At 46.5% G+C, this 25590-nt stretch carries 25 protein-coding genes and 1 pseudogene; 21 read left to right on the top strand and 5 right to left on the bottom strand.

Features of this window, described 5'->3' with window-relative positions:
• The first annotated feature begins 51 nt into the window (after positions 1–51).
• Positions 52–1161, top strand: coding sequence for an NAD(P)/FAD-dependent oxidoreductase (locus tag ACXADE_RS10885; RefSeq protein WP_474980491.1), 1110 nt, complete (start codon positions 52–54; stop codon positions 1159–1161).
• A 100-nt stretch (positions 1162–1261) separates the two neighbouring features.
• Here the strand turns inward: ACXADE_RS10885 and ACXADE_RS10880 are convergent, their stop codons facing one another.
• The 3 genes from ACXADE_RS10880 to ACXADE_RS10870 form a co-directional block, all read right to left on the bottom strand.
• A complete protein-coding gene (locus ACXADE_RS10880; protein WP_474980490.1) occupies positions 1262–2707 on the bottom strand; it encodes a DHA2 family efflux MFS transporter permease subunit in 1446 nt (481 codons plus the stop codon).
• Between the two features lie 624 nt (positions 2708–3331).
• A complete protein-coding gene (locus ACXADE_RS10875) occupies positions 3332–4624 on the bottom strand; it encodes a UDP-glucose dehydrogenase family protein (RefSeq protein WP_474980489.1) in 1293 nt (430 codons plus the stop codon).
• Between the two features lie 18 nt (positions 4625–4642).
• Positions 4643–5788 carry a glycosyltransferase family 4 protein gene (locus ACXADE_RS10870; RefSeq protein ID WP_474980488.1) on the bottom strand — a complete coding sequence of 382 codons (1146 nt, stop codon included), beginning with the start codon at positions 5786–5788 and terminating at the stop codon, positions 4643–4645.
• A gap of 617 nt (positions 5789–6405) precedes the next feature.
• Between ACXADE_RS10870 and ACXADE_RS10865 the strand changes: the two genes are divergently transcribed.
• Positions 6406–6930, top strand: coding sequence for a DinB family protein (locus ACXADE_RS10865; RefSeq protein WP_474980487.1), 525 nt, complete (start codon positions 6406–6408; stop codon positions 6928–6930).
• 99 nt (positions 6931–7029) lie between these two features.
• Here ACXADE_RS10865 and ACXADE_RS10860 read toward each other — a convergent pair whose 3' ends face one another.
• Positions 7030–8814, bottom strand: coding sequence for a M3 family oligoendopeptidase (locus ACXADE_RS10860; protein ID WP_474980486.1), 1785 nt, complete (start codon positions 8812–8814; stop codon positions 7030–7032).
• Positions 8815–8930: 116 nt separating this feature from the next.
• Here ACXADE_RS10860 and ACXADE_RS10855 point away from each other — a divergent pair, with 116 nt between their 5' ends.
• Entirely contained in the window at positions 8931–9974 is a 1044-nt protein-coding gene (locus tag ACXADE_RS10855) for a dipeptidase (protein WP_474980485.1), read from the top strand.
• Positions 9975–10132: 158 nt separating this feature from the next.
• Here the strand turns inward: ACXADE_RS10855 and ACXADE_RS10850 are convergent, their stop codons facing one another.
• A complete protein-coding gene (locus ACXADE_RS10850) occupies positions 10133–11059 on the bottom strand; it encodes an aldo/keto reductase (protein WP_474980484.1) in 927 nt (308 codons plus the stop codon).
• Between the two features lie 95 nt (positions 11060–11154).
• On the opposite strand from ACXADE_RS10850, the gene ACXADE_RS10845 reads away from it, so the two are divergent.
• The 18 genes and pseudogenes from ACXADE_RS10845 to spoVAC all read left to right on the top strand — a co-directional run bounded on the left by ACXADE_RS10845 (position 11155) and on the right by spoVAC (position 25585).
• Positions 11155–11700 (top strand): NUDIX hydrolase, encoded by a 546-nt coding sequence (locus ACXADE_RS10845; RefSeq protein WP_474980483.1) that lies wholly within the window; start codon positions 11155–11157, stop codon positions 11698–11700.
• Entirely contained in the window at positions 11697–12857 is a 1161-nt protein-coding gene (locus ACXADE_RS10840) for an endonuclease Q family protein (RefSeq protein WP_474980482.1), read from the top strand. Before ACXADE_RS10845 ends, ACXADE_RS10840 begins: the two co-directional genes overlap by 4 nt.
• A gap of 81 nt (positions 12858–12938) precedes the next feature.
• Positions 12939–13574, top strand: a complete 636-nt coding sequence (gene spoIIM / locus ACXADE_RS10835) for a stage II sporulation protein M (RefSeq protein WP_474980481.1) — start codon at positions 12939–12941, stop codon at positions 13572–13574.
• Between the two features lie 111 nt (positions 13575–13685).
• On the top strand, positions 13686–14165 hold the full coding sequence (fur, locus tag ACXADE_RS10830; protein ID WP_474980480.1) for a ferric iron uptake transcriptional regulator: 480 nt from the start codon (positions 13686–13688) through the stop codon (positions 14163–14165).
• A 549-nt stretch (positions 14166–14714) separates the two neighbouring features.
• Positions 14715–14933 (top strand): DUF4227 family protein, encoded by a 219-nt coding sequence (locus ACXADE_RS10825; RefSeq protein WP_474980479.1) that lies wholly within the window; start codon positions 14715–14717, stop codon positions 14931–14933.
• A gap of 3 nt (positions 14934–14936) precedes the next feature.
• Complete coding sequence (gene xerD / locus ACXADE_RS10820; protein ID WP_474980478.1) at positions 14937–15827, top strand: site-specific tyrosine recombinase XerD; 891 nt, start codon at positions 14937–14939, stop codon at positions 15825–15827.
• 97 nt (positions 15828–15924) lie between these two features.
• Positions 15925–17103: a phosphopentomutase gene (deoB, locus tag ACXADE_RS10815; protein ID WP_474980477.1), complete on the top strand. Its 1179-nt coding sequence runs from the start codon at positions 15925–15927 to the stop codon at positions 17101–17103.
• A gap of 16 nt (positions 17104–17119) precedes the next feature.
• The gene (locus ACXADE_RS10810; RefSeq protein ID WP_474980476.1) at positions 17120–17941 is read left to right on the top strand and encodes a purine-nucleoside phosphorylase; all 822 of its coding nucleotides are present in this window, start codon (positions 17120–17122) and stop codon (positions 17939–17941) included.
• Positions 17942–18000: 59 nt separating this feature from the next.
• A pseudogene (locus tag ACXADE_RS10805) lies at positions 18001–19301 on the top strand (pyrimidine-nucleoside phosphorylase).
• 128 nt (positions 19302–19429) lie between these two features.
• Positions 19430–19666 carry a hypothetical protein gene (locus ACXADE_RS10800; RefSeq protein WP_474980475.1) on the top strand — a complete coding sequence of 79 codons (237 nt, stop codon included), beginning with the start codon at positions 19430–19432 and terminating at the stop codon, positions 19664–19666.
• 11 nt (positions 19667–19677) lie between these two features.
• A complete protein-coding gene (locus ACXADE_RS10795; RefSeq protein WP_474980474.1) occupies positions 19678–20064 on the top strand; it encodes an HIT family protein in 387 nt (128 codons plus the stop codon).
• Positions 20065–20973: 909 nt separating this feature from the next.
• The gene (locus ACXADE_RS10790; RefSeq protein ID WP_474980473.1) at positions 20974–22149 is read left to right on the top strand and encodes a D-alanyl-D-alanine carboxypeptidase family protein; all 1176 of its coding nucleotides are present in this window, start codon (positions 20974–20976) and stop codon (positions 22147–22149) included.
• A gap of 94 nt (positions 22150–22243) precedes the next feature.
• The gene (spoIIAA, locus tag ACXADE_RS10785) at positions 22244–22609 is read left to right on the top strand and encodes an anti-sigma F factor antagonist (protein WP_474980472.1); all 366 of its coding nucleotides are present in this window, start codon (positions 22244–22246) and stop codon (positions 22607–22609) included.
• The gene (spoIIAB, locus tag ACXADE_RS10780) at positions 22594–23034 is read left to right on the top strand and encodes an anti-sigma F factor (RefSeq protein ID WP_474980471.1); all 441 of its coding nucleotides are present in this window, start codon (positions 22594–22596) and stop codon (positions 23032–23034) included. The genes spoIIAA and spoIIAB overlap by 16 nt, the downstream gene beginning before the upstream one ends.
• A 10-nt stretch (positions 23035–23044) precedes the next feature.
• Positions 23045–23791: an RNA polymerase sporulation sigma factor SigF gene (sigF, locus tag ACXADE_RS10775; protein ID WP_474980470.1), complete on the top strand. Its 747-nt coding sequence runs from the start codon at positions 23045–23047 to the stop codon at positions 23789–23791.
• Between the two features lie 308 nt (positions 23792–24099).
• Positions 24100–24717, top strand: coding sequence for a stage V sporulation protein AA (locus ACXADE_RS10770; protein WP_474980469.1), 618 nt, complete (start codon positions 24100–24102; stop codon positions 24715–24717).
• A complete protein-coding gene (locus ACXADE_RS10765) occupies positions 24704–25114 on the top strand; it encodes a stage V sporulation protein AB (RefSeq protein WP_474980468.1) in 411 nt (136 codons plus the stop codon). The genes ACXADE_RS10770 and ACXADE_RS10765 overlap by 14 nt, the downstream gene beginning before the upstream one ends.
• 12 nt (positions 25115–25126) lie before the next feature.
• Positions 25127–25585, top strand: a complete 459-nt coding sequence (spoVAC, locus tag ACXADE_RS10760; RefSeq protein WP_474980467.1) for a stage V sporulation protein AC — start codon at positions 25127–25129, stop codon at positions 25583–25585.
• The last annotated feature ends 5 nt before the right edge of the window (positions 25586–25590 follow it).

The raw sequence follows: 25590 nt of genomic DNA, 5'->3' as shown, positions 1-25590 counted from the left end.
CAATCGTGTACAATGACAACAGTAGAAATGACAGGAAATGCAGGTGTTCATATGAAAACGATCGTAATCGGAGCGGGAATCTTAGGAACTTCAACAGCCTACCATCTTGCCAAAAAAGGCGGGGAAGTCGTCATCATTGACAGGAATGACCCTGGTCAGGCGACGAGGAATGCAGCAGGGATTATCTGTCCCTGGTTGACGAATCGGACCAATAAGATCTGGTATCCATTAGTGACAGGTGGTGCCAAATACTATCCGCAGCTGATGGAAGAGCTGGCGGATTTGGGAGAAAAAGAAACCGGCTACAAACGGGTGGGGGCCATCAATATTTTCGACACGGAAGAAAAATTGGAGAAGAAACGGAAAGTCGCTCTTGAAAGGAAACAGCACGCTCCCGAAATGGGAGAAATCTCAAGTCTTACTCCACAGGAGACGAAGAAGCTCTTTCCCCCGGTAGCCGACCATTACCGTGCGCTTCATATAGCAGGCGGTGCCCGCGTGAAGGGGAGGGATGTGACTTCATCTCTCCTCCGTGCGGCCGAAAAGTACGGGGCGGCTTTCATCGGTGGAGACGCAGAACTTTTATATGAGAACGGAAAGGTAGAAGGGGTCTGGGTAAATGGAGAAAAGCTGTATGCGGATCGGGTCGTCGTTGCGAACGGAGCATGGACGAAGCCGTTGTTCCAAAAGATCGGAATGAAACCGGACATCACTTTCGAAAAAGCCCAAATCATCCACGTAGATATGAAGAACTACGATACGGATCGCTGGCCGGTCATGCTTCCGCCTTTCAATCACTACATCCTCACCTTCGGAAACGGACGCATCGTCATTGGCGCCACTAAAGAGAAACAACCAGATGCCAGGGTGACGATAGGATCTGTTCATCAATTGATGGACAAGGCTCTCCGTGTAGCTCCCGGGCTCTCGGATGCTACTTATGTAAAGACAAACGTAGGCTTTCGCCCCTTCACTCCGGGCGGCACACCGGTCATCGGCTCCGTCCCCGGGATGGATCATGTAGTGGTTGCCAATGGATTAGGTGCCTCTGGATTGACGAGCGGTCCATACGTAGGCGCGCAGCTTGCCAATGAATTGCTGGGACAGGAAACCGAACTGGACTTTTCGAATTATAAAGCCGACCCTTTATTCCGTATGTAACAAACCTTAACAGGGATGTAGCAGGGAATACGATCTAAAACAAAAGAAAAAGCGTCCCTCACCATCGGTGTGAGGGACGCTTTTTCGTTTAGCTCTATCATTATTGGTTTTCCGCTTGTTGCTGCTCCCAAGGTTCCTCCGAGTCTTCAGCCACTTCATCCGGCGGATACGTCCGCTTGACGAAGAAGGCGAGGAAAAGGCCGGCCAGTGATAATGCTGTGACGATGAAGAAGGCGATGTTCACTCCATGAATGGAAGGATAATCGACCGATGGATCGTTTTGAGCGGTTTGAGCCGTCGTCGTCATCACAGTAACGAGGATCGCAGTTCCAACAGATGCAGCAACCATCCTCATCGTATTGCTCATAGCCGCTCCATGTGGGATGAGTTTCTTCGGCAATTGGTTCAGACCGGCCGTCGTCACCGGCATCATGACCATGGATAAGCCGAACATCCGGATGGCATAAAGAACAGTGATGGTCGTAAATGTCGTTTCAATATCCAAAAAGGAAAAGGCGAGCGATGCCCCCGTGATAATAGAAAGCCCGGTGATGGCGAGCAGCCGGGCACCGATTTTATCAAAAATCCTTCCGGTAATCGGGGACATGAACGCTGTAATCACAGCCCCTGGGAGGAGCGCAAGCCCTGATTCAAAAGCGGTGAATTCCCTCATATCCTGCATGTATAAAGGAATGAGCGTTTCCGCACCAATCAACCCGAGAAAAGTGATCATGGCGATGACGGTCGTAATGGCAAACACAGGATATTTGAAAACGCGGAATTCGAGCATCGGATGGCGCATCCGTAACTGCCTCAAAATGAACAAGGTGAGAGTGATCGCACCGATCGAAAGGACGGTTATCGTGTCTATGCTTGTCCATCCTTCATTCCCGGCTAAGGTGAAGCCGTACAGCAGGCCGCCAAATCCGATGGAAGATAAGATGATGGATACCGGATCCACTTTCGGATAGGAGAGTTCGGTCACATTTTTCAGGATGAAGGAAGCAAGAATGATGATCATAATCGCCAATGGAAGAATCATCCAGAATAAGTATCTCCACGAAAAGGCGGAAGTAATATATCCGCTGAGCGCCGGGCCGATGGCTGGAGCGAAGGAAATGACCAAACCGATATAGCCCATGGCGGCCCCCCGTTTGTTGACAGGAAAAATCATCAGGAACACCGTCTGCATCAATGGGAGCATCACTCCGGCGCCGGCCGACTGAACGACCCTGCCTAATAATAGAAGGGGGAAGTTGAGGGCAAGGCCTCCGATGACAGTCCCTACAGCGAAGATGCTCATCGCAGAGATGAAGAGTTGACGCGTCGTAAATCGTTCAATCAAAAACGCACTGATCGGGATCATGACACCGTTGACGAGCATGAATACAGTGGTCAGCCACTGAGCTGAATTGGCTGTCACATTCATCTCATCCATAATCGGAGGAATCGCGGTGATCATCAGTGTCTGATTCAAAATCGTAATAAAAGAACCGGCAAGGAGCAGGGCGGCAATTAAAACTTTGTTTGGAACTTGGGATGTCACGTCTTCGTCCTCCTATGAATCAACTAATTTCATATTATACGCTTCCTTTTCAATAGAGGACAACTCATCCAACTCAGTTATCTATAAATATATTATGTAAACTCAAACTGTCGTTGTTGGAACAACAAAGACACATTCCGAAATAGCAGTTTCACTAAAACTCCCTTTTTTTGAAGACTCAGCTTCGAGATGTTTGTGTGATTCTGGGGGCTCCAGGAAAAGGTTCGCTTTCCATGGGGCGGGCGGTGAGCCTCCTCCCATAGGAGTCTCACCGCGCTTCCGCGGAAAGCGAGCGATTCCGCGCAGCCCCATCCACTCAAAAAACATCTCGAAATCAAGTCTTCAACATCCTGCCATTTAGCTAAAAATTCCGTTTCGAAATCATAATTCAACAAGATTCAAGGGTTGGATCGTGAAAGTAGAGTATCTAAAGGTTTCATCACTTGGGAATATATCCCTTTTTACCAACCTATCATTCATTGTCCCTTCCATCCGTTGATGCAAATATCAACACTAAACTTTAACAGAGCCAATAAATAAAAGGCACTTGTCTCGTTTTAAAATCAACAACAAACGTTACCATTGCCAAAAACAGGAGGTGATGGGTTCATCACCTCCTGCTTTCTAAAGACATCCCCGGTAGGTCTCCCGACCGATCGAATGGTATTCGAGTTTTTTCCCTTCCCAATCATTCCTGCTGTAACAATTCCGTCCATCGAAAACGATCGGTTCTTTCATCCATGTGGCGTAAACATCGAGAGGCAGCTCACTGATCGAGGGCCATTCGGTACAGATCATCGCTGCATCTGCACCAGACAACGCATCACGGATTGAATCGGTAACCGGACCGAACGGCGAATGCTTGATGACGGGGTCATAGGCGACCGGCACAGCCCCTTCCTGTAAGAGCTGTTGGATGACGGCGACCGCCGGTGATTCCCGGATATCATCGGTATTCGGCTTGAAGGCGAGCCCGAGCACCGCCACCTTTTTTCCTTCCAACGTTCCGAAACGCTGCTTAGCCTTTTCCACAAGCATTCGTTTTTGCCTTTCATTCACATCCAGGACCGTTGAAACAAGGGGGAAGGGTAATCCCGCGTCGGTGGCAACTTGGATCAATGCTTTCGAATCTTTCGGGAAACAGGACCCGCCAAATCCCATACCTGCGCGAAGAAATTGTTCTCCGATCCGTTTATCCATCCCCATCCCTTGAGAGACTTGAGTGATGTCTGCACCTAACCTTTCACATACACCTGCGATTTCATTGATGAAACTGATCTTGGTCGCCAGAAAGGCATTGGATGCGTATTTGATCATTTCTGCACTGACTGGATCGGTGTGGAGGACGGGGACGTGAAGGCTGCTGTATATCTGTTCAAGCTTCTGCGAGGCTTCTGCATGTGTCCCGCCAATCACAATTCGGTCGCCATAAAAGAAATCATTGACGGCCGATCCTTCTCTCAGGAATTCCGGATTGGATAACACATGGAAAGAAGACTCCGTTTCTGACAATAGCCATTCCCGCACTTTCCGGTTCGTGCCTGGAGGAACGGTACTTTTAATAATGACCAACGCTCCATCTTTGATCGATTCTGAAAGGCTTATGACAGCTGCTTTCAAATAGGTGAGATCTGCGGAACCGTCATTTTTTTCTGGAGTACCGACCGCGATGAAGATGGCATCAGCCGTCCGGACCGCTTCTTTTACGTCTGACGTGAATCGCAGCCTCTTTTCCTCCATATTGGATTCGATGATGGCTGAAAGTCCAGGCTCATGGAGAGGGCAGTGTCCATCCTGCAGTAGGGAGATTCTTTTTTCATTGATATCAACACATGTGACTTCATGACCAATATCGGAAAGGCAAGTGCCAGTGACAAGACCGACATACCCTGTGCCGATAATTGCGATTTTTTTCATATATATTCTCTCCCGTCCCTAAGCGAAGGAGGCGAATTCAAGTTCACCGATCGCTTCTTTATAATCTTGGAGGAGCTGTTCAAAGATAGCCTCCCAGGACCTCTGGAGTGCTTCCTCCCTGGCCTGCATTCTCATCTCTTCACGTTTCGCTGTGTCCGTCAGTAGATCTGTAATGTTTTTTGCGAAAGAATGATGATCATGGGGATTACATAACACGCCTGTTTTTCCATGTGTCACGATTTCTTTCACGCCTCCTGCATTAGCTGCTACTACAGGAGTACCTGAAGATAAGGACTCGAGTACGACGTTTCCGAATGTTTCTGTCGCAGAAGGGAAAATGAATAACGTGGAAGTGGCGTAAACGGCTGCAAGGTCGATGCCTTCTTTATATCCTGTAAAGGTCATATTCGCAGGAGCCCTACTTTCCAGGTCGTTTCGCAAAGGCCCGTCCCCGACGATAAGCCAGTGAACCTCCTTCTGAAGAGAAGGGGGGAGGCTCTGGGCTGTATTCATCAATGTGTGCAGCCCTTTTTCAGGTGCGAGCCTACCGACATAGGTTAATAGATAACGAGTTTTAATCGCGTACCGCTTTTTTAAGTCATGATCGATCTGTCCGGGGGAAAAGAGCTGATGATCGACGCCTCTTTGCCATAAACCGATGTTACGGAGGCCGTGGAGTTCCAGTTCGCGTTTCGTATGGAGAGAGGGGACCAGTGTTTTTTTAAATGGTTCATGAAACCACTGCATGAATTTCCAGATGAAAGGGGAGAGGAAAGAGAGTTTGTAATAGTCTAAATACTGATCGAAGTGCGTATGATAAGAACCCACCAGTGGAATGTCCATCTTTTTTCCGAAATAATGGCCCGCAAGTCCAATGTTGAAGGGGGTGGCGATATGAATGATGTCCGGCTGGAAATCGTCGAGCTCTTTCCTGATTCTGATTAGATTCGGCATTGCTAGCCTACATTCTGGGTACAGCCAGAACGGAAAACTGCTGAACCGCTGGATGGAGGCATCGACGTATTCTTTCCTGGATTTCATCGCAGGTGCGAACACGCGGTAGGAAATGCGATTTGTTTCAAGGTAAGCGGCCCATCGCTGTAGTGTCCGGGCAACTCCATTGACCTGTGGGGCATAAGTATCTGAAAAGATGGCAACCTTCATCTTCCATTCCTCCCTGTCTGCTCTCAGGTATCCTCCGGTCCTGTCCTTCGCTACTTATCTATTCGGTGAAAATAGTGTTTATGCAGGGGGAGAGGGGAATGGGACGTAAATTTACATACGCTTGACAATAAAAAAGATGGGAACGACAAAAAAACCTGCCTATGCAGGTTTTGTCAGAAGAATATGAAGGCGCGGCCGTTTAGCAGGATGGAAGGTATAGTGGTGGTAGGAAGAGAAGATCGTGGAAGACTGTGTATAATTACGCAGATTTTTTTGCAAGAGCGTGTTGACTTACGGCTTTTAATAGAGTCATCTTGTCTTGGTTTGTCAACTTGTTCCAAATGCCCACTTTAATGTTCATCGTTTTTTCCTCCTCTAAATGTTATAGGGCAAGCAAATTTTTGACGAACAGACATCACCGCTTTGTTCATACTTAGCATATACCGTCATTTCAGCCAATTTAAACAACAAAAATATCTACAATATTCGCGGGTGTGCTCCCTTCCAGGAAGGTTTGCGGAGAGATGTGTCGAATATGTTCATTGAACGTGTAGGAAAACCTTGGATTTAAACTCATCATCCAAGCAAATGTAAAAAAAGAAACGGAGGAAGGGATCATGATTTCTTATCAAGTTCTATCAGAAAAAGGTTTTTCGGAGAAAATCGGGGAACTCGTATGCATGCTTGAGCACGTACGTGCGGTGACGATCCAGGAAGTAGCGGATCTCACACAGGAAGAACTTGATGAGTGCGAAACCGGCGGAAACTCTATCGGGATGCTTCTTTCCCATATGGCGGCCATCGAATTTGTCCATCAGGTCATATGTTTTGAACAGCGGGATCTGAATGAAGAGGAGAAGAAAGAATGGGAAGTGGCGCTCGAGCTCGGCGACCCTGCCCGTCAGAAATACCGTTCCCTTTCTGTGGACGATTATTTGGATCTTTTGGAAAGTACACGGGATACCACTCTTGAAATGATGAAAGATGAGAGCGATGAGTGGTTATATGAAGAACGTTCCTGGCCAAACGGGGTGGGATATAACCCTTATTATCTATGGTTCCATGTCATGGAGGATGAGATCAATCACCGGGGCCAGATCCGTTCGATGATTCGTGCCCAAAAGCAGAAGAGCAGGGTGTGAGCCGCTCGATCATGGTCATGACTTCTGAAAAATGACAATAGAAAAGAACCGACCTCTGCGTCGGTTCTTTTTTCCATAGCATAGAGGTGTGGGAGATCTTCACACCATCGTGTATTTTTCAGTCAGCGCCAAATATTCTTCAATCGCTTCTTCCAAAGGGCGGAATGCATCTTTCCAGAACGTCTCTCGGGTAAGGTCCTGGCCAAGGAAATCCGCACATAGCCTGTCCATGGGCATGTCCCCTGAATGACGCAGCAGCTCATCATATTTTTCAGGGAAACCTTCTGGATTCGCTTTGTATTGAGCATAGATGCCGTTGCTGAACAAGTAGCCGATGGTGTAAGGAAGGTTGTAAAAGGCCTTCTCGGTATCATAGAAATGAGGGATGGTCATCCAGTGATAGCCGTTCACTTGTTCCAGATGATCGCCGAACCACTCTCTTTCTTTCGCTTCCATCATTTCAGTGATTTTAGTCGATGAGAGTTTCCCGTTTATACGTTCCACGTAAAATTCTTTTTCGAATTCAAATTTGGACGGAATGAAAGTCGTATACTTCAGTCCATTGATAATCTTCATTTCGAGTAGAGAGAGGGCGTCCTCCTTACGTTCAGCGTGATCGATCGCAGCATCCAGGACGAGATTCTCTGCGAAAGTGGAAGCGGTCTCTGCCAGGCCTGTTCCCGCATGCTGGGCAAACCCGGGTTGTTCGTGAAGATGTGTATTATGGTAGGCGTGGCCAAGTTCATGGGCAAGGGTGACGACATCCTGGTAACTGCCCTGAAAAGAAAAGAGTACGCGGCTTTCTTTAGCATTCGGAAGAGAGGCACAAAACCCGCCTGGACGCTTGGATTCATGGGGTTCCGCATCCACCCAGCCTTTATTGAACGCTTGCTGGGCAAAATCGCCGAGCCTTCGACTGTACTCGGAAAACTGCTTGGTAATGATTTCTGTCGCCTGCTCATATGTAAGGGAAGTCTTAGAGGTAAAGGAAGGGGCATATAAATCATACCAGTTCAGTTTCGGAAGCTGATCGATCTCCGCTTTCCTTTCAAGAAACCGGTAAAGCAGGCGTTTACGGTCGTGCAAAACATCCATCATCTGGCTGACGGACGCTTCTGAGATGCGGTTTTGAGTATACATTTCCTCCAGTGGGTTTTTCCACCCTTTCAAGGCATAGCGATCGTTCCGGAAACCCGCAAAATGATTGAGAATCAGGGCAAAACGGTCCTTGTTCTTTCTACATACATCCATAAGTGATGCGGCAATGGAGGTACGGACGTTACGGTCGGGCGTTAGCATAGCTTTCATGAAAGCATGATCAAACGTCCATTCATGGGATTTTCCATCCAAATCGACTGGGACACGCAATTGGGTGAATTCATACTCAAACAAGTCTTCCCAGCCATCAAATCCGTTCTTAGACAGTGTTTGGATGGCATGTTCCACTTCAGGGAGGGAGAGATCTTCTGCTTTTTTCCGTAGTTCCAAAAGAAAGTTGCGGATGCCGGTCAGTTCCTCAGCATCGATCCAAACCTTCCATGAAGCTTTATCGATGCCAGCAAGGTATTGTTTGTAAGCGAGCATTACGGCATCCAAGTCTGCTTTCAGACGCTGGCTTTGGTCCATAACCCGTTGGCCTTCCGGGTCCTGTACATCTTCGGAAGAGACGCATATGGCGTATTCTTCAATCTCGTACACATCTGAATAAAGCTTTTGCACGCTTTCTGTGATGAAGAGGAATTCCTCGAGCGTTTCCGTTTTGCCAGCTGCTTTCAGTCTGGATGACAGCTGTTCGATTTCTTCTTGTTTTTGCTTATGTACACCATCTAAACCATTTGGAAAAAGTCGATCCAGTTCCCAGTTTTTCGATTGTGTTTTCTTCACGTATGATCCCTCCTGTGTTTTTGATAGTATAAGTGTAATAGATTTTGGAAAAATATTCATCCGTCCAGAGGCGGGGATCTGTTATTTTTTTACATGTGATAGGGAGGAATGTTGTAATGAAAATGCCGTTTATTGATGGGCATAATGATACATTGATGAAATTTGAGCACGGGGTACAGCCATTCTTTGAGGGAACGAATGAAGGTCACATTGACTGGCCGAGAGGAAACCGATCAGGATTTGCGGCAGGATTTTTCGCCGTTTTTTCCCCTAATCCAGCGAGTGACCCGCTTCCCGTCTCTTACAAAACGGAAAACGGGTATGAAAAGCCTCTCCCTCGTCCCTTAACTTATGAATATGCTCGAAAGTATGCGGACAAAATGATGGTCCGCTTTCTCCAATTGCAAAAAGCGTCCGGTGGAAAATTCCGAATGGCACGTTCGGTAGCTGATCTGGACCGCGCGTTGAATGGAGAATTCATGGCGGGGATTCTTCATATGGAGGGGGCTGAAGGGATCGACGAAGATCTGCATGCTCTCCCTGTCTTATATGAAGCAGGCTTGCGTTCGATAGGTCCCGTATGGAGCAGAGCGAACGCATTCGGAGAGGGGGTCCCTTATCGTTTCCCTTCGACTCCAGATACGGGACCAGGTCTTACAGATGATGGAAAAAACTTAGTGAAGGCATGCAACCATCTCGGCATCATGATCGACCTCTCGCATTTGAATGAGAAAGGGTTCTGGGATGTCGCCTCCATCAGTGATGCTCCACTGGTCGCAACACATTCCAATGCCCACCGTATCTGTCCGGTCACCCGCAATTTGACCGATGCGCAAATCGATGCGATCGGAGCGTCGAATGGGCTGATCGGTGTCACATACAGCATCAACCCGAATATGGTGACAGCTGATGGAGCCAATAATGAAGGAGCTTCTCTAGTGGATATCATCCAGCATATCGACTATATTGCGGATCGGATTGGGATCGATCATGTCGCCTTAGGATCAGATTTCGACGGTACTCGTGTGCCGTTAGCTCTTAAAGATGTAACCGGTGTCCCTAAAATTTTCGACCTCTTGAAAAAAGACGGATGGGAAGAAGACGATCTTGAAAAAATCGCTTACAAAAACTGGATGCGTGTATTAGAGGCTACTTGGTGAGTTTTCATAAGGTAAGAAAAAGAAGAAGGCGGAAAGATCCGCCTTCTTCTTTTTGGGTTTTGGTGAGGATGTTTATTGAATACGGACGAAGCTTCTAAAGCAACTATGCCCTTCGCGTGAAGGGATATCACTCATGACTTCGCAGCGCGTATTCTTAATTATTTCGATCGATGTTTTTGGTAGGTGATTTCTTTCGTAAGTGCCTGCATTTCTTTGTACGTATGGTCGTTCAAGGCTGGGGAGTCCATATAACGAAGGTTGTCTTCCAGCTGTTCCACAGAGCTTGCACCGAAGACGGCTGTCGCAACGGTCGGATGTTTCAGGACATACTGAAGCGCCAGAACTTCGGCGGTACGATCTCTGTCTGTAAACGCCTGCCATTTTTCAGCGATTTCCGAAACTTCATCCCGGCTGTATTCGAGAAAACCGTCAGCCGCTTTATCATGGGCTTTTTCACGGCCCTTGGAGGATAGCATCCCTTTCGCCAGCGGACCTCTCGCCAGTACGCTGATTTCATGGTCGCCGAGCAGGTTCAGGATCTCCTCTTCAGGTCTCCGGTCGAGTGCATTGTATTGCATCATTACACTGACGATACTGGATTTTTCGATGTATTCTTTTATGACATTCGGTCGGATGGATGATATCCCATATTCTCTGATCAAGCCTTCCTGCTTGAGATCGTCGAAGGCTTCGATGCTTTCTTCAATCGGGTCATCAATCGTTCCTCCATGGAGTTGGTAAAGGTCAATATAGTCGAGTCCTAACCGCTGCAAACTTGCTTTCACACCCTCTTTGATGTGCTTTTTGGAAGGGTCCCAAAACCAATCTTCCTTGTCTTTCGAGAAGTTATTACCAACTTTCGTACCGATCAACAGGTCATCGCGTCTGCCTTTGATCGCTTCACCGACGATTTTTTCATTGGCACCGAAATCATAGAGATCTGCTGTATCTAAGTAATTGATACCAGCCTCAACGGCCTGGTCGACGATGTCTTTCGCTTTGTTTGGGTCGGTGCCGAGGGACATACACCCCAGGCTGATTTCCGATACGTATAAATCTGAAGATCCTAATTGTCGTTTGTTCATGTAATCATCCTTTCCAATATAAGTGTAGCGGATTCCTCCGGTTCAAGGCTACTCCTGTGATAAAATGGCGGTAGTAACCAGAGAGGGTGTATCGAATGAAAAAATTTGAAGAGAAAACCTATGAAACAAAAACCATTTATAAAGGTAAAATTGTCCAATTAGATATCGATAGTGTTACTTTACCCGATGGGAACACATCTAAACGAGAGCTCATCCGCCACCCGGGGGCTGTAGCTGTCATTGCTCTTACGGATGAGGGGAAACTCGTTTGTGTCGAACAGTACCGGAAGCCGATGGAGAAAAGCATTATCGAAATACCTGCCGGGAAGCTGGAGCCTGGAGAAGATCCGAAAACATGTGCCTTAAGAGAGCTCGAAGAGGAGACCGGATACACATCGGAAAATCTTGAATTCATTACGTCTTTTTATACATCCCCGGGCTTTGCCGATGAAATTGTTCACCTCTATTTCACTGATCAGATCCAATCCTTGGAAGAACAGCCGGATGGGGACGAGGATGAATTTGTTGAACAGATGGAGCTTACGGTGGAAGAGGCTGAAGCTTTGCAGAAGGAGGAGCGGATCCATGATGCAAAAACAGCGTATGCCATCCTATATATGAAGTTGAGAAATGCGGGATGATGGATTCATTTTTCATCGATCTACATATACACATCGGCAGAGATTGGAACGGAAAGCCTGTCAAAATTACAGGGTCCAAGTCTTTGACTCTTTCTGAGATCTTCGAAGAAGCATCGGAACGAAAAGGCTTGGATATGGTCGGGGTCATCGATGCCCAAGCCCCAGCAGTGCAGGAAGAAATGCTCGATTTGATCAACCGGGGGAAAGCTGTTGAATTAAAGGAGGGAGGCGTCCGGTATAAAGATACCGTCCTCCTTCTTGGTTCTGAGGTCGAAGTGTATGATGCTGCCTGTTCTGGACCCATTCATGTGCTTTGCTATTTTCCGAGCTTGGATAAAATGAAGGCGTTCACTACCTGGCTTGGCTTAAAGATGAAAAATGTGAATTTGAGTTCGCAACGTTTTTATGGAACCGCCCGGGAACTTCAGCAGTATGTAAAAGAAAATGATGGTCTTTTCATTCCCGCGCATATTTTCACTCCATTTAAGAGCCTGTATGGTAAAGGAGTGAAAGAGACATTGCGCGAAGTGCTGGATCCTTCCAACATCGATGCCGTCGAACTTGGACTGAGTGCTGACACTTCTATGGCGGATTCGATTAAGGAGCTTGAGCTCTATACGTATGTAACCAATTCGGATGCCCATTCATTGGGGAAACTCGCCCGGGAATACCAGCAGGTGGCTATGGAAGCATTGAATTTTGAAGAATTAAGACTTGCTTTGCACCAGGAGAAGGGAAGAAGAGTGCTCACTAATTATGGAATGAGTCCTGCCATGGGGAAATATCATGAGACGGTTTGTGCCAAATGCCTCACTCCTGCTGAGAGTTCAGCCTCGCGGTGTGAAGCCTGTGGGGCCAAAAAAATCGTCAAAGGGGTGAAAGACCGCATCGAAGAATTATCGTCGATCTCCCAGATGAAAGAACGTCCTCCTTATGTCTATCAAGTGCCTCTATCTTCCCTTCCAGGAATAGGGCCACGAACCTATGAAAAATTGATAGACGCCTTCGGAACAGAAATGGCGATCATTCATGAAGCCTCAGTAGAGGAGCTGACGGCTGTCATTCCTGCCCATCTCGCTGAACGGATCATGGCCATGAGAACAGGCAGCCTTTCCATCCAAGCAGGTGGGGGCGGAAGGTATGGAAGGATTCAATAGAAACTGAGCTGGATTTGGTCTACTTTTTCCACCTCTCTCATAGATTGGTCATAGACCGGTGAAGAGAAAGGTGGATATAAGATGCAGCAGGGCATGCGAATGGTAAAAAATGACGTCCAAACCCATATGAATATTTTTGTGTTCATCTTCGTGCTTTTCATCATGGGGATGATCTTCGGAGCAGTCATCGTGAATAGTATGAACTTCGTCCAGAAGCAGGATCTTTTCTTCTATTTAAAACAATTCTTTGAACAGCAGACGGTTGGAGGAACAGGAAAGGCGACCCTCTGGAAAGACAGCGTCATGTATCATTTAAAATACATGCTGTTATTATTCCTGTTGGGGATTTCTGTGATCGGCATGCCGATTATTACCGTGCTGCTCTTCATCAAAGGACTGGTGATTGGGTTTTCCGTCGGTTTCCTCGTCAACCAGATGGGGTGGTATGGTTTATTGATCTCTTCTGTATCCATTGCGCCTCAGAATGTGATCATCATTCCTGTCTATCTTATTGCAGGTTCCCTTGCGCTGATTTTTTCCCTGACCTTGTGCAAGCAGCTGTTCATCCGACGGGTGCATCAGCCGATCATGAAGGGATTTGTACGGTACAGTGCTTTATTCGGTATCCTGATCGCCATCTTAATGGTATCGTCTTTGGTAGAAGTCTTTCTCAGCAATACATTTTTAGAGTATGTGTTAAAATGGATTTATAAGTAGTGGGTATTATTTAATAATGATTATCGTTAACAGATTAAAATAATTATAATTTGACACTCGTTCTGTCTCTGATTATAATGAAGTTGGTATTACGAGGGAGGGACGAACGATATGGAACACCGTATAGATAAAATTAAAAAGCAGCTGCATTCCCAGAGCTACAAGCTTACGCCGCAGCGTGAAGCCACAGTCCGGGTACTTTTGGAAAATGAAGAAGACCACTTAAGTGCGGAAGATGTTTACCTCCTCGTAAAAGAGAAAGCACCAGAAATTGGTCTAGCAACCGTCTATCGTACATTGGAACTTTTATCAGAATTGAAAGTTGTCGATAAAATCAACTTCGGAGATGGCGTCTCCCGGTATGACTTGAGAAAAGAAGGTGCCGAACACTTTCACCATCATCTCGTATGCATTGAGTGTGGATCTGTGGAAGAAATTGATGAAGATCTCTTAGGGGATGTAGAAAAAATTGTGGAAGGACAGTGGGGCTTTGAAGTGAAAGACCACCGTCTGACGTTCCATGGAATCTGCCGTGTTTGTCAGAAACAGGCGGTTGGGACAACCTCTGCAAAATCAAATGAGAACAATTAAAGCCGCCGCTATGAGTTCATAGTGGCTTTTTATTTTTCATATGCTCTGTTAAAGTTATGCGTTGATTACATATAAAAAGAAGCCTCTATTGCAAAGTGTTTGATAGACGGAGAGGTCTGGGAAAAGGTTCGCTTTCCATGGGGGGCGTCCCAAAGGAGTATCTTCCTTTCCCACCGTCAACAAACTGCTCGAAATACGACTTTCAACTGTTGGGTCCTAAGATTCAGGCACCGGATTCGGATTATAAGTATCAACCATTAACTTAAACGGAGTTTTCTTAAGAGAGTGATGGCTAAGGCAAGGGATGGAAACTCCTCTTGTAGTCCAACTTACTGAAGCAGCAGGGCGAAACCTTAATCGCGCCATTTTTTAAAATCTCTGACTCTTGTATTTTTATTTACAAATGAATGAAAATCGTGTACGTTAATGCTAGATGGGACTTGTGCTGGTTTCAGACAACATCATTCAATGATTCTGTCTGCTTTCTACGTATATTTGTAAGGAATTTAGGCATATCCTTTACAAAAGACACGGAAGCGAGGGATCGATATGATCCGTTTGAGGACCAGTTTGAGAGATTTAATCAAAGTCCTGATTGTCTTCACTGTTTGTACATGTGTTTTCTATATGGCTTTACGAATGGTGCATGGAGAATACGAGCGCCAACATCGATATGATCCGCCTGGTGGTACAGCGGTCAAAGTCTATCAACCGCTCGAACAGACATGGACGGATCGTCTGTCGATATTTTTTCGATTAGGAGAGTAGATGGTGATGCAGCATGCGCTGGAAGATTTTTTTCACTATTTGACCGTGGAGCGTGGCTTGTCTCCGAACACGATTCATTCCTATAAAAGGGATCTGGTCCAATATCAGCATTTCCTGCAGGAACAGCTGGCGATCAAGACCTGGGATGAGATGAGCCGGTCCCACATCATGCAATACCTTCACCACTTGAATGATCAGGGGCGTTCCTCATCGACCGTTGCACGATTGTTGTCGTCCATCCGTCTTTTTCATCAGTTTCTGATCCGTGAAAAGGTGACTGAGCATGACCCAAGCTTACATATAGAGACACCGAAGAAAGAACGGAAGCTTCCGAAAGTGCTCTCTTCAGACGATGTAGACAAGCTGTTGAATATTCATGCAAAGGATCCTCTTTCAGCCCGGAATAAAGCGATGTTCGAAATGCTTTATGCGACAGGACTCAGGGTGACGGAGCTCGTTTCGCTGAAAGTGACCGATCTGCACCTCACGATGGGTTTTGTCCGATGTCTCGGTAAAGGGTCGAAAGAGAGGATCATACCTCTTGGGGATATGGCCAAAGCCGCTGTGGAGAATTACCTGGAGGTGGGGCGTGGTGCATTGGTCAAGCAGAAGCAGACAGAAGAACTGTTTGTGAACCACCATGGAAATGCTTTGTCGCGCCAAGGCTTTTGGAAGGTGTTGAAAGCGGTTGCTAAGGAAATGGGTGTTCATAAGGAGTTGACGCCCCATACATTAAGGCATTCGTTCGCTACCCATCTGCTTGAAAATGGAGCGGATTTGAGAGCTGTCCAGGAAATGCTTGGACATGCAGACATCTCGACGACGCAGATTTATACCCACGTCTCCAAAACAAGGTTGAAAGATGTTTATCGCTCGTATCACCCACGGGCATAAACCCTTTTGTGTTTTTAGTTGTCTGACATCCTACATCTTAAGAATGTGGGGTAGTTTTTCACGAATTTGGGAAATTAAACTTTAGGAGGGATTTTTGATGAATTCATTCAAACGTGTATTTTTAGTAGTCATGGACTCTGTAGGTATTGGAGAAGCTCCAGATGCAGAGAAATTCAATGACAAAGGAGCCCATACCCTCGGCCATATTGCCGAGCACATGAACGGTTTGAACATGCCGAACATGGGAAGCCTTGGTTTGAGCAACATCCACAAGATCCAGGGGGTCGAACAGGCAGAAACGCCGAAAGCCCACTATACGACAATGGTGGAAGCTTCAAACGGAAAAGATACGATGACCGGACACTGGGAAATCATGGGTCTTTATATCGACCAGCCGTTCCGTACATTCCCGGATGGATTTCCAGATGAACTGCTGGATCAAATTAAAGAGAAAACCGGCCGCGGTATTGTAGGGAATAAACCGGCATCCGGGACAGAAATCCTCGTGGAGCTTGGTGAACACCATATGAACACCGGTGATTTGATCGTATACACGTCTGCCGATTCTGTATTGCAGATTGCTGCTCACGAAGATGTCATTCCTCCTGAGGAGCTATATGAAATCTGTGAGTTCTGCCGGGAAATTACGAAAGATGAAAAGTACATGGTCGGCCGAGTGATCGCCCGCCCGTTTGTCGGAGAGCCGGGAGCGTTTGAACGTACTTCCAATCGTCATGACTATGCGTTGAAGCCATTCGGCCGTACCGTCATGAATGAGATGGCCGACGAAGGCCTTGATGTCGTAGCTATCGGAAAAATCTCAGATATCTATGACGGAGAAGGTGTGACGGAAGCGATCCGTACGAAGGACAACATGGATGGAATGGATCAGCTTGTGAAAACCCTGGATAAAGACTTCACAGGCATGAGCTTCCTCAACCTTGTTGATTTCGATGCCAAATTCGGCCACCGTCGTGACCCTCAAGGATACGGAGAAGCGCTCGAGGAATATGATGCTCGTCTTCCTGAAGTGTTGGAAAACATGCGCGATGATGATCTTTTGATCATTACAGCCGACCACGGCAATGACCCAGTCCACCACGGGACGGATCATACGAGGGAGCTTGTGCCATTGATCGTCTATCATAATGGCATCAAAGAAGGTCAGGAAATCGATCAGCGCCAGACATTCGCAGATATCGGGGCGACCGTTTCTGAGAACTTTTCCATTAAAATGCCGGAACACGGCAAAAGCTTTTTGAAAGATATTCAATAAGGGGAGGAGAAAAACTATGAACCAGACACAAGTCCAAGAAGCAGCACAATTTATCCAGGGGAAACTATCGAATGAACCGACCGTCGGCTTGATCCTCGGGTCCGGTTTGGGTGTCCTTGCAGATGAAATTCAAAACCCGACGACGATTTCTTATTCTGAGGTGCCCCATTTTCCTGAATCTACGGTTTCCGGTCATAAAGGTCAGTTGGTCGTAGGGGAATTGGAAGGGCGCCAGGTAATCGCGATGCAAGGGCGTTTCCACTACTATGAAGGATATGATATGAAGCAGGTGACGTTCCCTGTCCGCGTTATGAAATCTCTGGGCGTTGAGACGTTGTTTGTTACCAACGCAGCCGGTGGAATCAATGAAAGCTTCAAGCCGGGCAACTTGATGATCATCAATGATCATATCAACAATATGGGGGACAGCCCGTTGATCGGACCAAACGACGAAGATTTGGGACCTCGTTTCCCTGACATGTCCGAAGCTTATGACCGTGATCTTGTTGAACATGCGAAAAAGTCCGCTGAACGTCTTGATCTTCAAGTGCAGGAAGGGGTTTATGTAGGGAATACAGGGCCGGCTTATGAAACTGGTGCTGAGATCCGCATGCTCCGTACTCTTGGAGGAGATGCTGTCGGCATGTCCACGGTTCCGGAAGTCATGGTAGCCAACCACGCAGGCATGCGTGTTCTCGGAATTTCTTGTATTTCCAATATGGCTGCAGGGATCCTTGACCAGCCGCTTACCCACGACGAAGTAATTGAAACGACAGCTCAAGTACGCGAGGACTTCCTCGGATTTGTCAAAGAGCTTTTGAAAACTCTACCAGCTTAATAATAGAAGCGTCTCTTAGAGACGCTTTCCTACTTAATCTACAGTAAAGGGTGATCGAGATGAGAATGTACGACATTATTGTCAAGAAACGCGATGGCGGAGAATTGACGAAAGAAGAAATCGAATTTTTCGTGGAAGGTTATACCAAAGGGGAGATTCCTGATTACCAGGCTTCAGCTTTCACCATGGCCATCTACTTCCAGGGCATGACACCTGAAGAAACGGCGACATTGACACAGGCAATGGTAGACTCCGGGGAAACGATCGACCTGTCAGCGATTGAAGGGAAGAAAGTCGACAAACACTCTACCGGCGGAGTAGGGGACAAAGTTACGTTCATCGTAGGTCCATTGGTGGCATCTGTCGGGATCCCGGTAGCCAAGATGTCCGGCCGCGGCCTGGGTCACACAGGCGGTACGCTTGATAAACTTGAATCGGTCAAAGGACTTGAAATCGAAATGTCCAAAGAGAAATTCATTGAGAATGTCAACACGCACAAGCTGGCCGTAGCCGGTCAAACAGGTAACCTTGCTCCTGCAGATAAAAAGCTTTATGCCTTAAGAGATGTGACGGGTACAGTAAACTCCCTTCCTCTTATTGCAGGATCAATCATGAGTAAGAAAATCGCGTCCGGTGCTGATAGTATCGTCCTTGACGTGAAAACAGGATCCGGTGCCTTCATGAAGACGCTGGAAGATTCAGAAGCGCTGGCCCGTGAAATGGTGAACATCGGAAACAACCTTGGCCGTAACACGGTAGCTGTCATCAGTGACATGAACCAGCCGCTAGGGTTCGAAGTCGGGAATGCCAACGAAATCAAAGAAGCTGCTGAAATTCTTAAAGGCAAGAACGTAGAAGATTGCGCAAGCTTTCCCTTGAGATTGCTTCCCATATGGCTGTCCTTGCTGAGAAGTTCTCCACTTACGAGGAAGCTTACGAAGCGATCGAAGCGAACATCGAAAATGGAAAAGCATTCCAATCCCTTAGAACACTTATCGAGTCTCAAGGCGGAGATGTGTCCATGATTGACGATCTGGACAAGCTTCCAAAAGCGGCCCACGAAATTGAAGTAACCGCTGATAAAGACGGATACGTTTCAGCGATCGATGCTGAATCCATTGGAATTGCAGCGATGTATCTAGGTGCCGGCCGTGCAACAAAAGAAGATCAAATCAATCACGGTGTCGGAATCAGCCTGAAGAAGAAAATCGGTGATCCTGTTAAAGCAGGAGAAGCCCTTGTCGTGCTGATCAGTGATGATGAACAGCCGGAAGATTCCATCAATAAAGTGAAAGAAGCGTACACCATCTCTGGTGAAAAAGTTGAAAAACCTACGTTAATTCACAACATCATCAAATAAGAGTGAATAGTCGAGCCGCCTGTACTGTCAGGCGGCTCGTTTTTTCTGATATTTTCTGAAAATCGCTTCTCCTTTACATGTTCATCCACCAATGTTCATGATATGATGCTGATAAAAGGAGGTACGTCATGTTACGCCGCCTGGAAATAACCGTGGCTTGGGGATCATTGTTCGCTCTGATATTTATCTGGTTATCCCCGATGGACGTCAGTTTTATAAATGTCGCTTTCGTGTTGGCATTCATGTACTTTTTTCAAGGATTTCTATATTTGAAAGATGACCGCCTCTTAAGAGGAAGTTTTCTTCTCATCCTCGCTTCTTTCTTAGCTTTCGTATCCCTGGAAAGCATCATACCGATTACATAGGAGGGAACCCCATGGATTCATGTGTTCTGTGTTCACCGGAAAAGGACGAGAATCAGCGCGTCGTTTTTGAGAATGATCATTGTTATTTCGTCCAAAAAGATCAGCGCATTCTAAAGGGGTCCGGCCTGATTGTTCCGAAATCACATAAAACAACTGTTTTCGATCTGTCTGAGGATGAATGGCTGGATACCCAGAAAATGATCCATCAGGTTAAAAGCTGGCTGGATGAGACGATGAAACCAGATGGCTACAACATCGGTTACAACTGTTATGAAACCGGTGGGCAGCACATTTTTCATGCCCATCTGCACATCATCCCACGCTTCCAGGACGAACCGCATGCAGGCAAGGGAATCCGTCACTGGCTCAAGCAGGAAGAAAATAAACGCTACATCTAACCTCCCCATTCAGGTGCTGTTTCTATGAAAAAAATACGCAGGGTTTAAATTTTTATCCACACTAGAGGAACACCATTTTTATGGTGTTCCTCTTTTTTTATAGTTGGCTTATTCAACGAAAGCTCCCGTTTGTGGAAGACTCAGCTTCGAGATGTTTGGGTGATTCTAGGGGCTCCGGGAAAAGGTTCTCTTTCCATGGGGCGGGCGGTGAGCCTCCTCAGGCTACGCCTTCCGGGGTCTCACCTGTCCCACACGTCCCTTAGGAGTCTCACCGTTTCCCTCCGCCCCTTTGACCTTATAAGTGTCTCGAATCCACTTTAAAAAGGGTAGCTTGAATGGTTGAGGTTCGAACATCTGTATGGATTAGCAAGTTTCCAATTCTTCTCCCCCAGGCGGGCAATCGTGCGTAGTATCAAGCATTTACGTATGCTAAACGTTAATGGGGTAGAGATGATATCATATCATTCACTTCTCTTACCCATACAAGCTGATTTTTCAAGTAATGGTTTCGAGACACTTATATGGCAAAGCGACTATTCCCCGTAGCCCCCATCCACTCAACAAAAGTCTCGAAACGGAGTCGTCAACAATCCTGCGCTTTAGCGAAAGGCTCGGTTTCGACACTTGGAATAAATCCCCTTTTACCATCCTATCATTCATTGTTACTTCCATCCGTTGATGCAAATATCAACACTGAACTTTAACAGAGCCTTTTTATTAGAATGATTCAACATACGTTACGGATAGCAGAGGCCTTTATGTAGAGAAAAAGTCTTGGTTTGATGAACCGGCGGTTTTTATGGGTTTTGGAGAACTAATTTGACTTTTATATAGAGCACAGTGGGTTATGTATAGAAGATGATGGTAAGGGAAAGCTAGGGTCACTTAAAGCAATGGGAGGTTCAGGTTATGAAAAAATTGATAAGTGCGACTCTCGCTCTTTGTTTAGTCTTTTCACTCTTACCAGTGAATATAAGTTTTGCAGAAGAAAAAGAATCGACGGAAATCGTAAATTCAGCGAAATCCGCGGTATTGATGGAAAAAAACAGCGGGATGACGCTTTTTGATAAAGATTCAAACAAAAAGCTCCCTCCAGCGAGCATGACAAAAGTTATGACCCTGTTATTGATCATGGAAGAGCTTGATAAAGGCGGCATCAAGCTTGATGAAAAAGTACGGATCAGCGAACATGCTGCATCTATGGGAGGGTCACAGATTTTTCTTGAAGCAGGAGAAGAAATGACTGTCGAAGACCTGCTCAAAGGTATTGCAGTAGCATCCGGAAACGATGCAAGTGTCGCTATGGCTGAAAGGATCGCAGGAAGTGAAAAAGAATTTGTTTCCCAAATGAATCAGAAAGCCAAGGATTTGGGGTTGAAGAATACGCAGTTCCAAAACCCTACCGGTCTCCCGGCAGAAGGGCATTACAGTACTGCTCATGATATGGCTGTCATGGCCAGAGAACTGCTCCTTCACGATGAAGTAACGAATTATACGAAAATCTATGATGACTATCTCCGGAAAGGCCAGGAAAATGAATTCTGGCTCGTCAACACGAACAAGTTGATAAAAAATTATCCGGGGATGGACGGTCTGAAGACGGGCTACACAAGTGAAGCGAAATACTGCCTTACAGCTTCTGCAAAACGGGAGGACATGCATATGATCGCTGTCGTCATGGGAGCAGAAAATCCGAAAATGCGTAATGCGGATGTAACCAGCCTTCTGGATTATGGATTCAGTCAGTATGAAGGAGTGAAGCTGTACTCTAAGGATGACACGTTGAAATCCCTGAAGATGACGAGAGGGAAACCTCTTCAATTGAACCTCTCTCCGGAAAAGGATGTCGTCGTTTTGAAGAAGAAGAATGACAAGAAGAGTGAGTACCAAACAGAAGTGAAAGTTGCGAAAAAATCGAACCTTCCATTGGAAAAAGGGGCCCACATGGGGTGGGTAATCGTGAAGAATGGGGATCAGGAAGTGGCTAAAGTCCGGCTGGAAACGTCTGAACCGGTAGAGAAGGCAGGATTCCCGGCTTTATGGGAACAGTCTTGGAAGAATTTGACGAGCTTTCAGAGGTTTTAGCATTTTGCCACTAGTTCTGTTTCTCAGAAGGATATGACAGCAGAAAGTCCGAAAAGACATAGTGACTCTTATAAAGTCAGAGGAGGTAATTCACTTGAGTCTTCAAGTTAATTTTGCTGTCAGAGAAAACGTTCTGCTCGTTCGTCTAAATGGAGAGCTTGATCATCATGAAGCCACCAGCCTTCGGGAGGCATGGCAGAAAGAGCTTTCCAATCATGCAGTGGATCACGTGATTGTCAATTTACAAAAGCTGTCCTTCATGGATAGTTCAGGCCTTGGTGTGATGCTCGGTCGTTATAAAGAGGTACAGGCGAGAGGCAATGAAATGGTGATTTGTTCAATTTCTCCAGAAGTCCGGAGGCTGTTCGATATGTCGGGCATGTTCAAAATCATGAAGCTTGTGGATGATGAGGCATCCGCGCTTGAGATGTTGGGGGTGGCATCATGCGAAATGAAATGACCTTGGAATTTACGAGTGTGAGTGAGAATGAATCGCTGGCAAGGGTGTCAGTAGCCGCTTTCGTCAGTCAGATCAATCCGACGATGGAAGAACTGACCGATATCAAAACCGTCGTATCGGAAGCTGTTACGAATGCAATTATTCACGGATACGAAGAGAAGGCGGATGAAAAGGTAAGGCTTACGTGTGCCATCGATGACGGTGAAATCGAATTGATCATCCAGGACCGAGGGCACGGAATCGAAAACATTGAAATCGCCAAAGAACCTTTGTATACGTCAAAACCTGAATGGGAACGTTCAGGAATGGGCTTTACGATTATGGAGAACTTCATGGATCGCGTAGACATTACTTCGGAGCCCGGGGTCGGAACGACGATCCGAATGACGAAGCAGCTGACGTCGACCCGCGCTTTGTGCAATTGAGGCCGCGCTTATGAGCGATACGACGAAAGAACGTCTGTCGGATAAAGATGTCAAAGATCTGATCAAAAGGAGCCAGGCGGGTGATCAGAAAGCTAGAGACTATCTGGTTGAACGGAACACTCGTCTCGTATGGTCGGTCGTCCAGCGATATCTCAGGCGTGGTTACGATCAGGATGATCTGTATCAAATCGGATGTATCGGATTATTGAAATCCATCGATAAATTCGATCTGAGTTACGATGTGCGTTTCTCGACCTATGCGGTTCCGATGATCATTGGTGAAATCCAGCGCTTCATCAGGGATGACGGCAGTGTGAAAGTGAGCCGGAGTCTGAAGGAATTGAATCATAAAGTCCGTGCTAAGAAAGAAGAATTATTGAAGGAGTATGGACGTTCACCGACGGTCAATGAGTTGGCGGAAGCACTGGACCTTACGACTGAAGAAATCGTCCAGGCGGAGGAAGTGGGACGGACGCCGCAGTCAATTTATGAGACCGTTTATGAGAATGAAGGGGATCCGATTACTCTCGTCGATCAAATTGCGGAGGAAGACAACAATTGGTTCGATCATCTGACCCTTCAGGATGTGATGAGTAAATTGGATAAACGGGAGCGGCTGATTATTTATCTCCGCTATTACAAGGATCAGACACAAACGGAAGTCGCCGAACGTCTGGGTATCTCCCAAGTCCAAGTCTCCCGATTGGAAAAGAAAATCCTTGCTGATATGAAAGAAACGATGAATGATACAAGCTGACAGCTGTACCTGAGGAGGTACAGCTTTTTTGTTGCTTCGGTAAAAGGTGACGAAAAGAGATGTGTTTTGATACATAGTCATACACAGGGCAGGAAGGGCTCGCTTACCGCCAGGGCCTCCTCTGGCTCTGCCATGTAGGGACTGGCCTGCTCCCGTCTTCCATGCGAGTCTCCTCCTTCCCAACCACCCCTATCTATAATAAGACGTCGATTTTTAATGGAATTGGAATATACAAGGAGAATCCGTATGATTTTTCTTTTGAGTCGCATAATAAGTCTAAGAAAATCTACACAGGGGAGGCGGAAAGGATGGCGACTCCTGTCTATATACGTACTAAGCAATCGATTTATGTCCAGCCCCTGACCGAGATCCGGCTTAAGGATGTAGCGCGGATCACCGGTCACGAAGAGTATAAACCATCGATGGAACAAATGATACTGCATCAAGTTACAGAGCAGGACCGGAACATCGTAGTCATCGACTCCTTCATGATCGTCGAGCAAGTGATCGGGAAATTCCCGGATCTCGATGTAGAAATGATCGGTCCCAATCAATGTGTGGTGCACGTTGAAAAGCATCAAAAACAGCCGTCCCCGCTATTGATCAGTGGGATATGGATTTTGCTTTTCATAGGAGCGGCCATGGCGATCATGAACTTCCATTATGATGTGAGCATGCAGCAGGTCCAGCAGAAGCTTCACTTCATGCTGACAGGCGAAGAGGTGGAACACCCGCTGTGGATTCAGGTTCCCTATTCCATCGGGCTCGGCATCGGTATGATCCTGTTTTTCAATCATTGGTTCCAGAAACGTTTCAATGAAGAGCCGAGCCCCATGGAAGTGGAAATTTTTAATTATCAGGAAGACCTGGATCATTACGTAGCGATCAAAGAAAATAAGGTGGAAAAACAGGATGTGGATCGTTGAAGCTCTCATAGGATTAGCCTCAGGAATTGCTGTTGGGACAGGGTTCGTCGCGTTTTTAACTGTGCTTGGAATCGTTCCCCGCCTCATGCAGCTGAGCCATTCCGAATCTAAATTGAGAAGTTATGAGTGGGCAGTTATCTTAGGTGTTTTTGCTGGGATTTATCTTTCTTTCGGAGACGTTCCGATCAAGATGACAGTAGTTGGTCTCATGATTTGGGGGCTTTTTCATGGGGTCTTCATCGGTATGCTAGCTGCAGCTCTGACGGAAGTGCTGAATGTATTCCCCTTGTTATTTAAAAGGATCGGCGTAGATGGATTTCTTTTTACTCTATTAATGGCTCTCGTTCTTGGGAAAATTGCTGGATCACTGTTTCAATGGTTGATATTTGTACGTTAAGGAGGATGGATGATGGCTAAACAGAAACTGACGCAAAAGAATTTTGATAAGGCGAGGAAAGATTATCAGCCGAAACCGCCTTACGTCATGAATTGTGTCAAAGCGTTCATCGTAGGTGGGCTCATATGTGTTTTCGGTGAACTGCTCACTCAAATGTATATCCACTGGTTTGATTTTAGTGAAAAAAACGCCACCAATCCAACGGTTGCGACGTTGATTCTTCTGTCCGCCCTGGCGACAGGTTTTGGTGTGTATGATAAGCTCGGACAGTTTGCAGGTGCAGGGTCCGCGGTCCCGGTGACGGGTTTTGCAAATTCGATCACATCTGCAGCGCTTGAGCACAAATCCGAAGGGCTGGTACTTGGGGTGGCCACCAACCTGTTCAAGCTGGCAGGCTCTGTCATTGTATTTGGTGTCGTAGCTGCATACGTTTTCGGAATCATACGATATACGTGGTCACTGATCTTTTAGGAGGA

The organism is Halobacillus sp. ABR2_026 (genome assembly GCF_056158545.1).
This window is presented reverse-complemented; position numbering and strand designations above follow the sequence as displayed.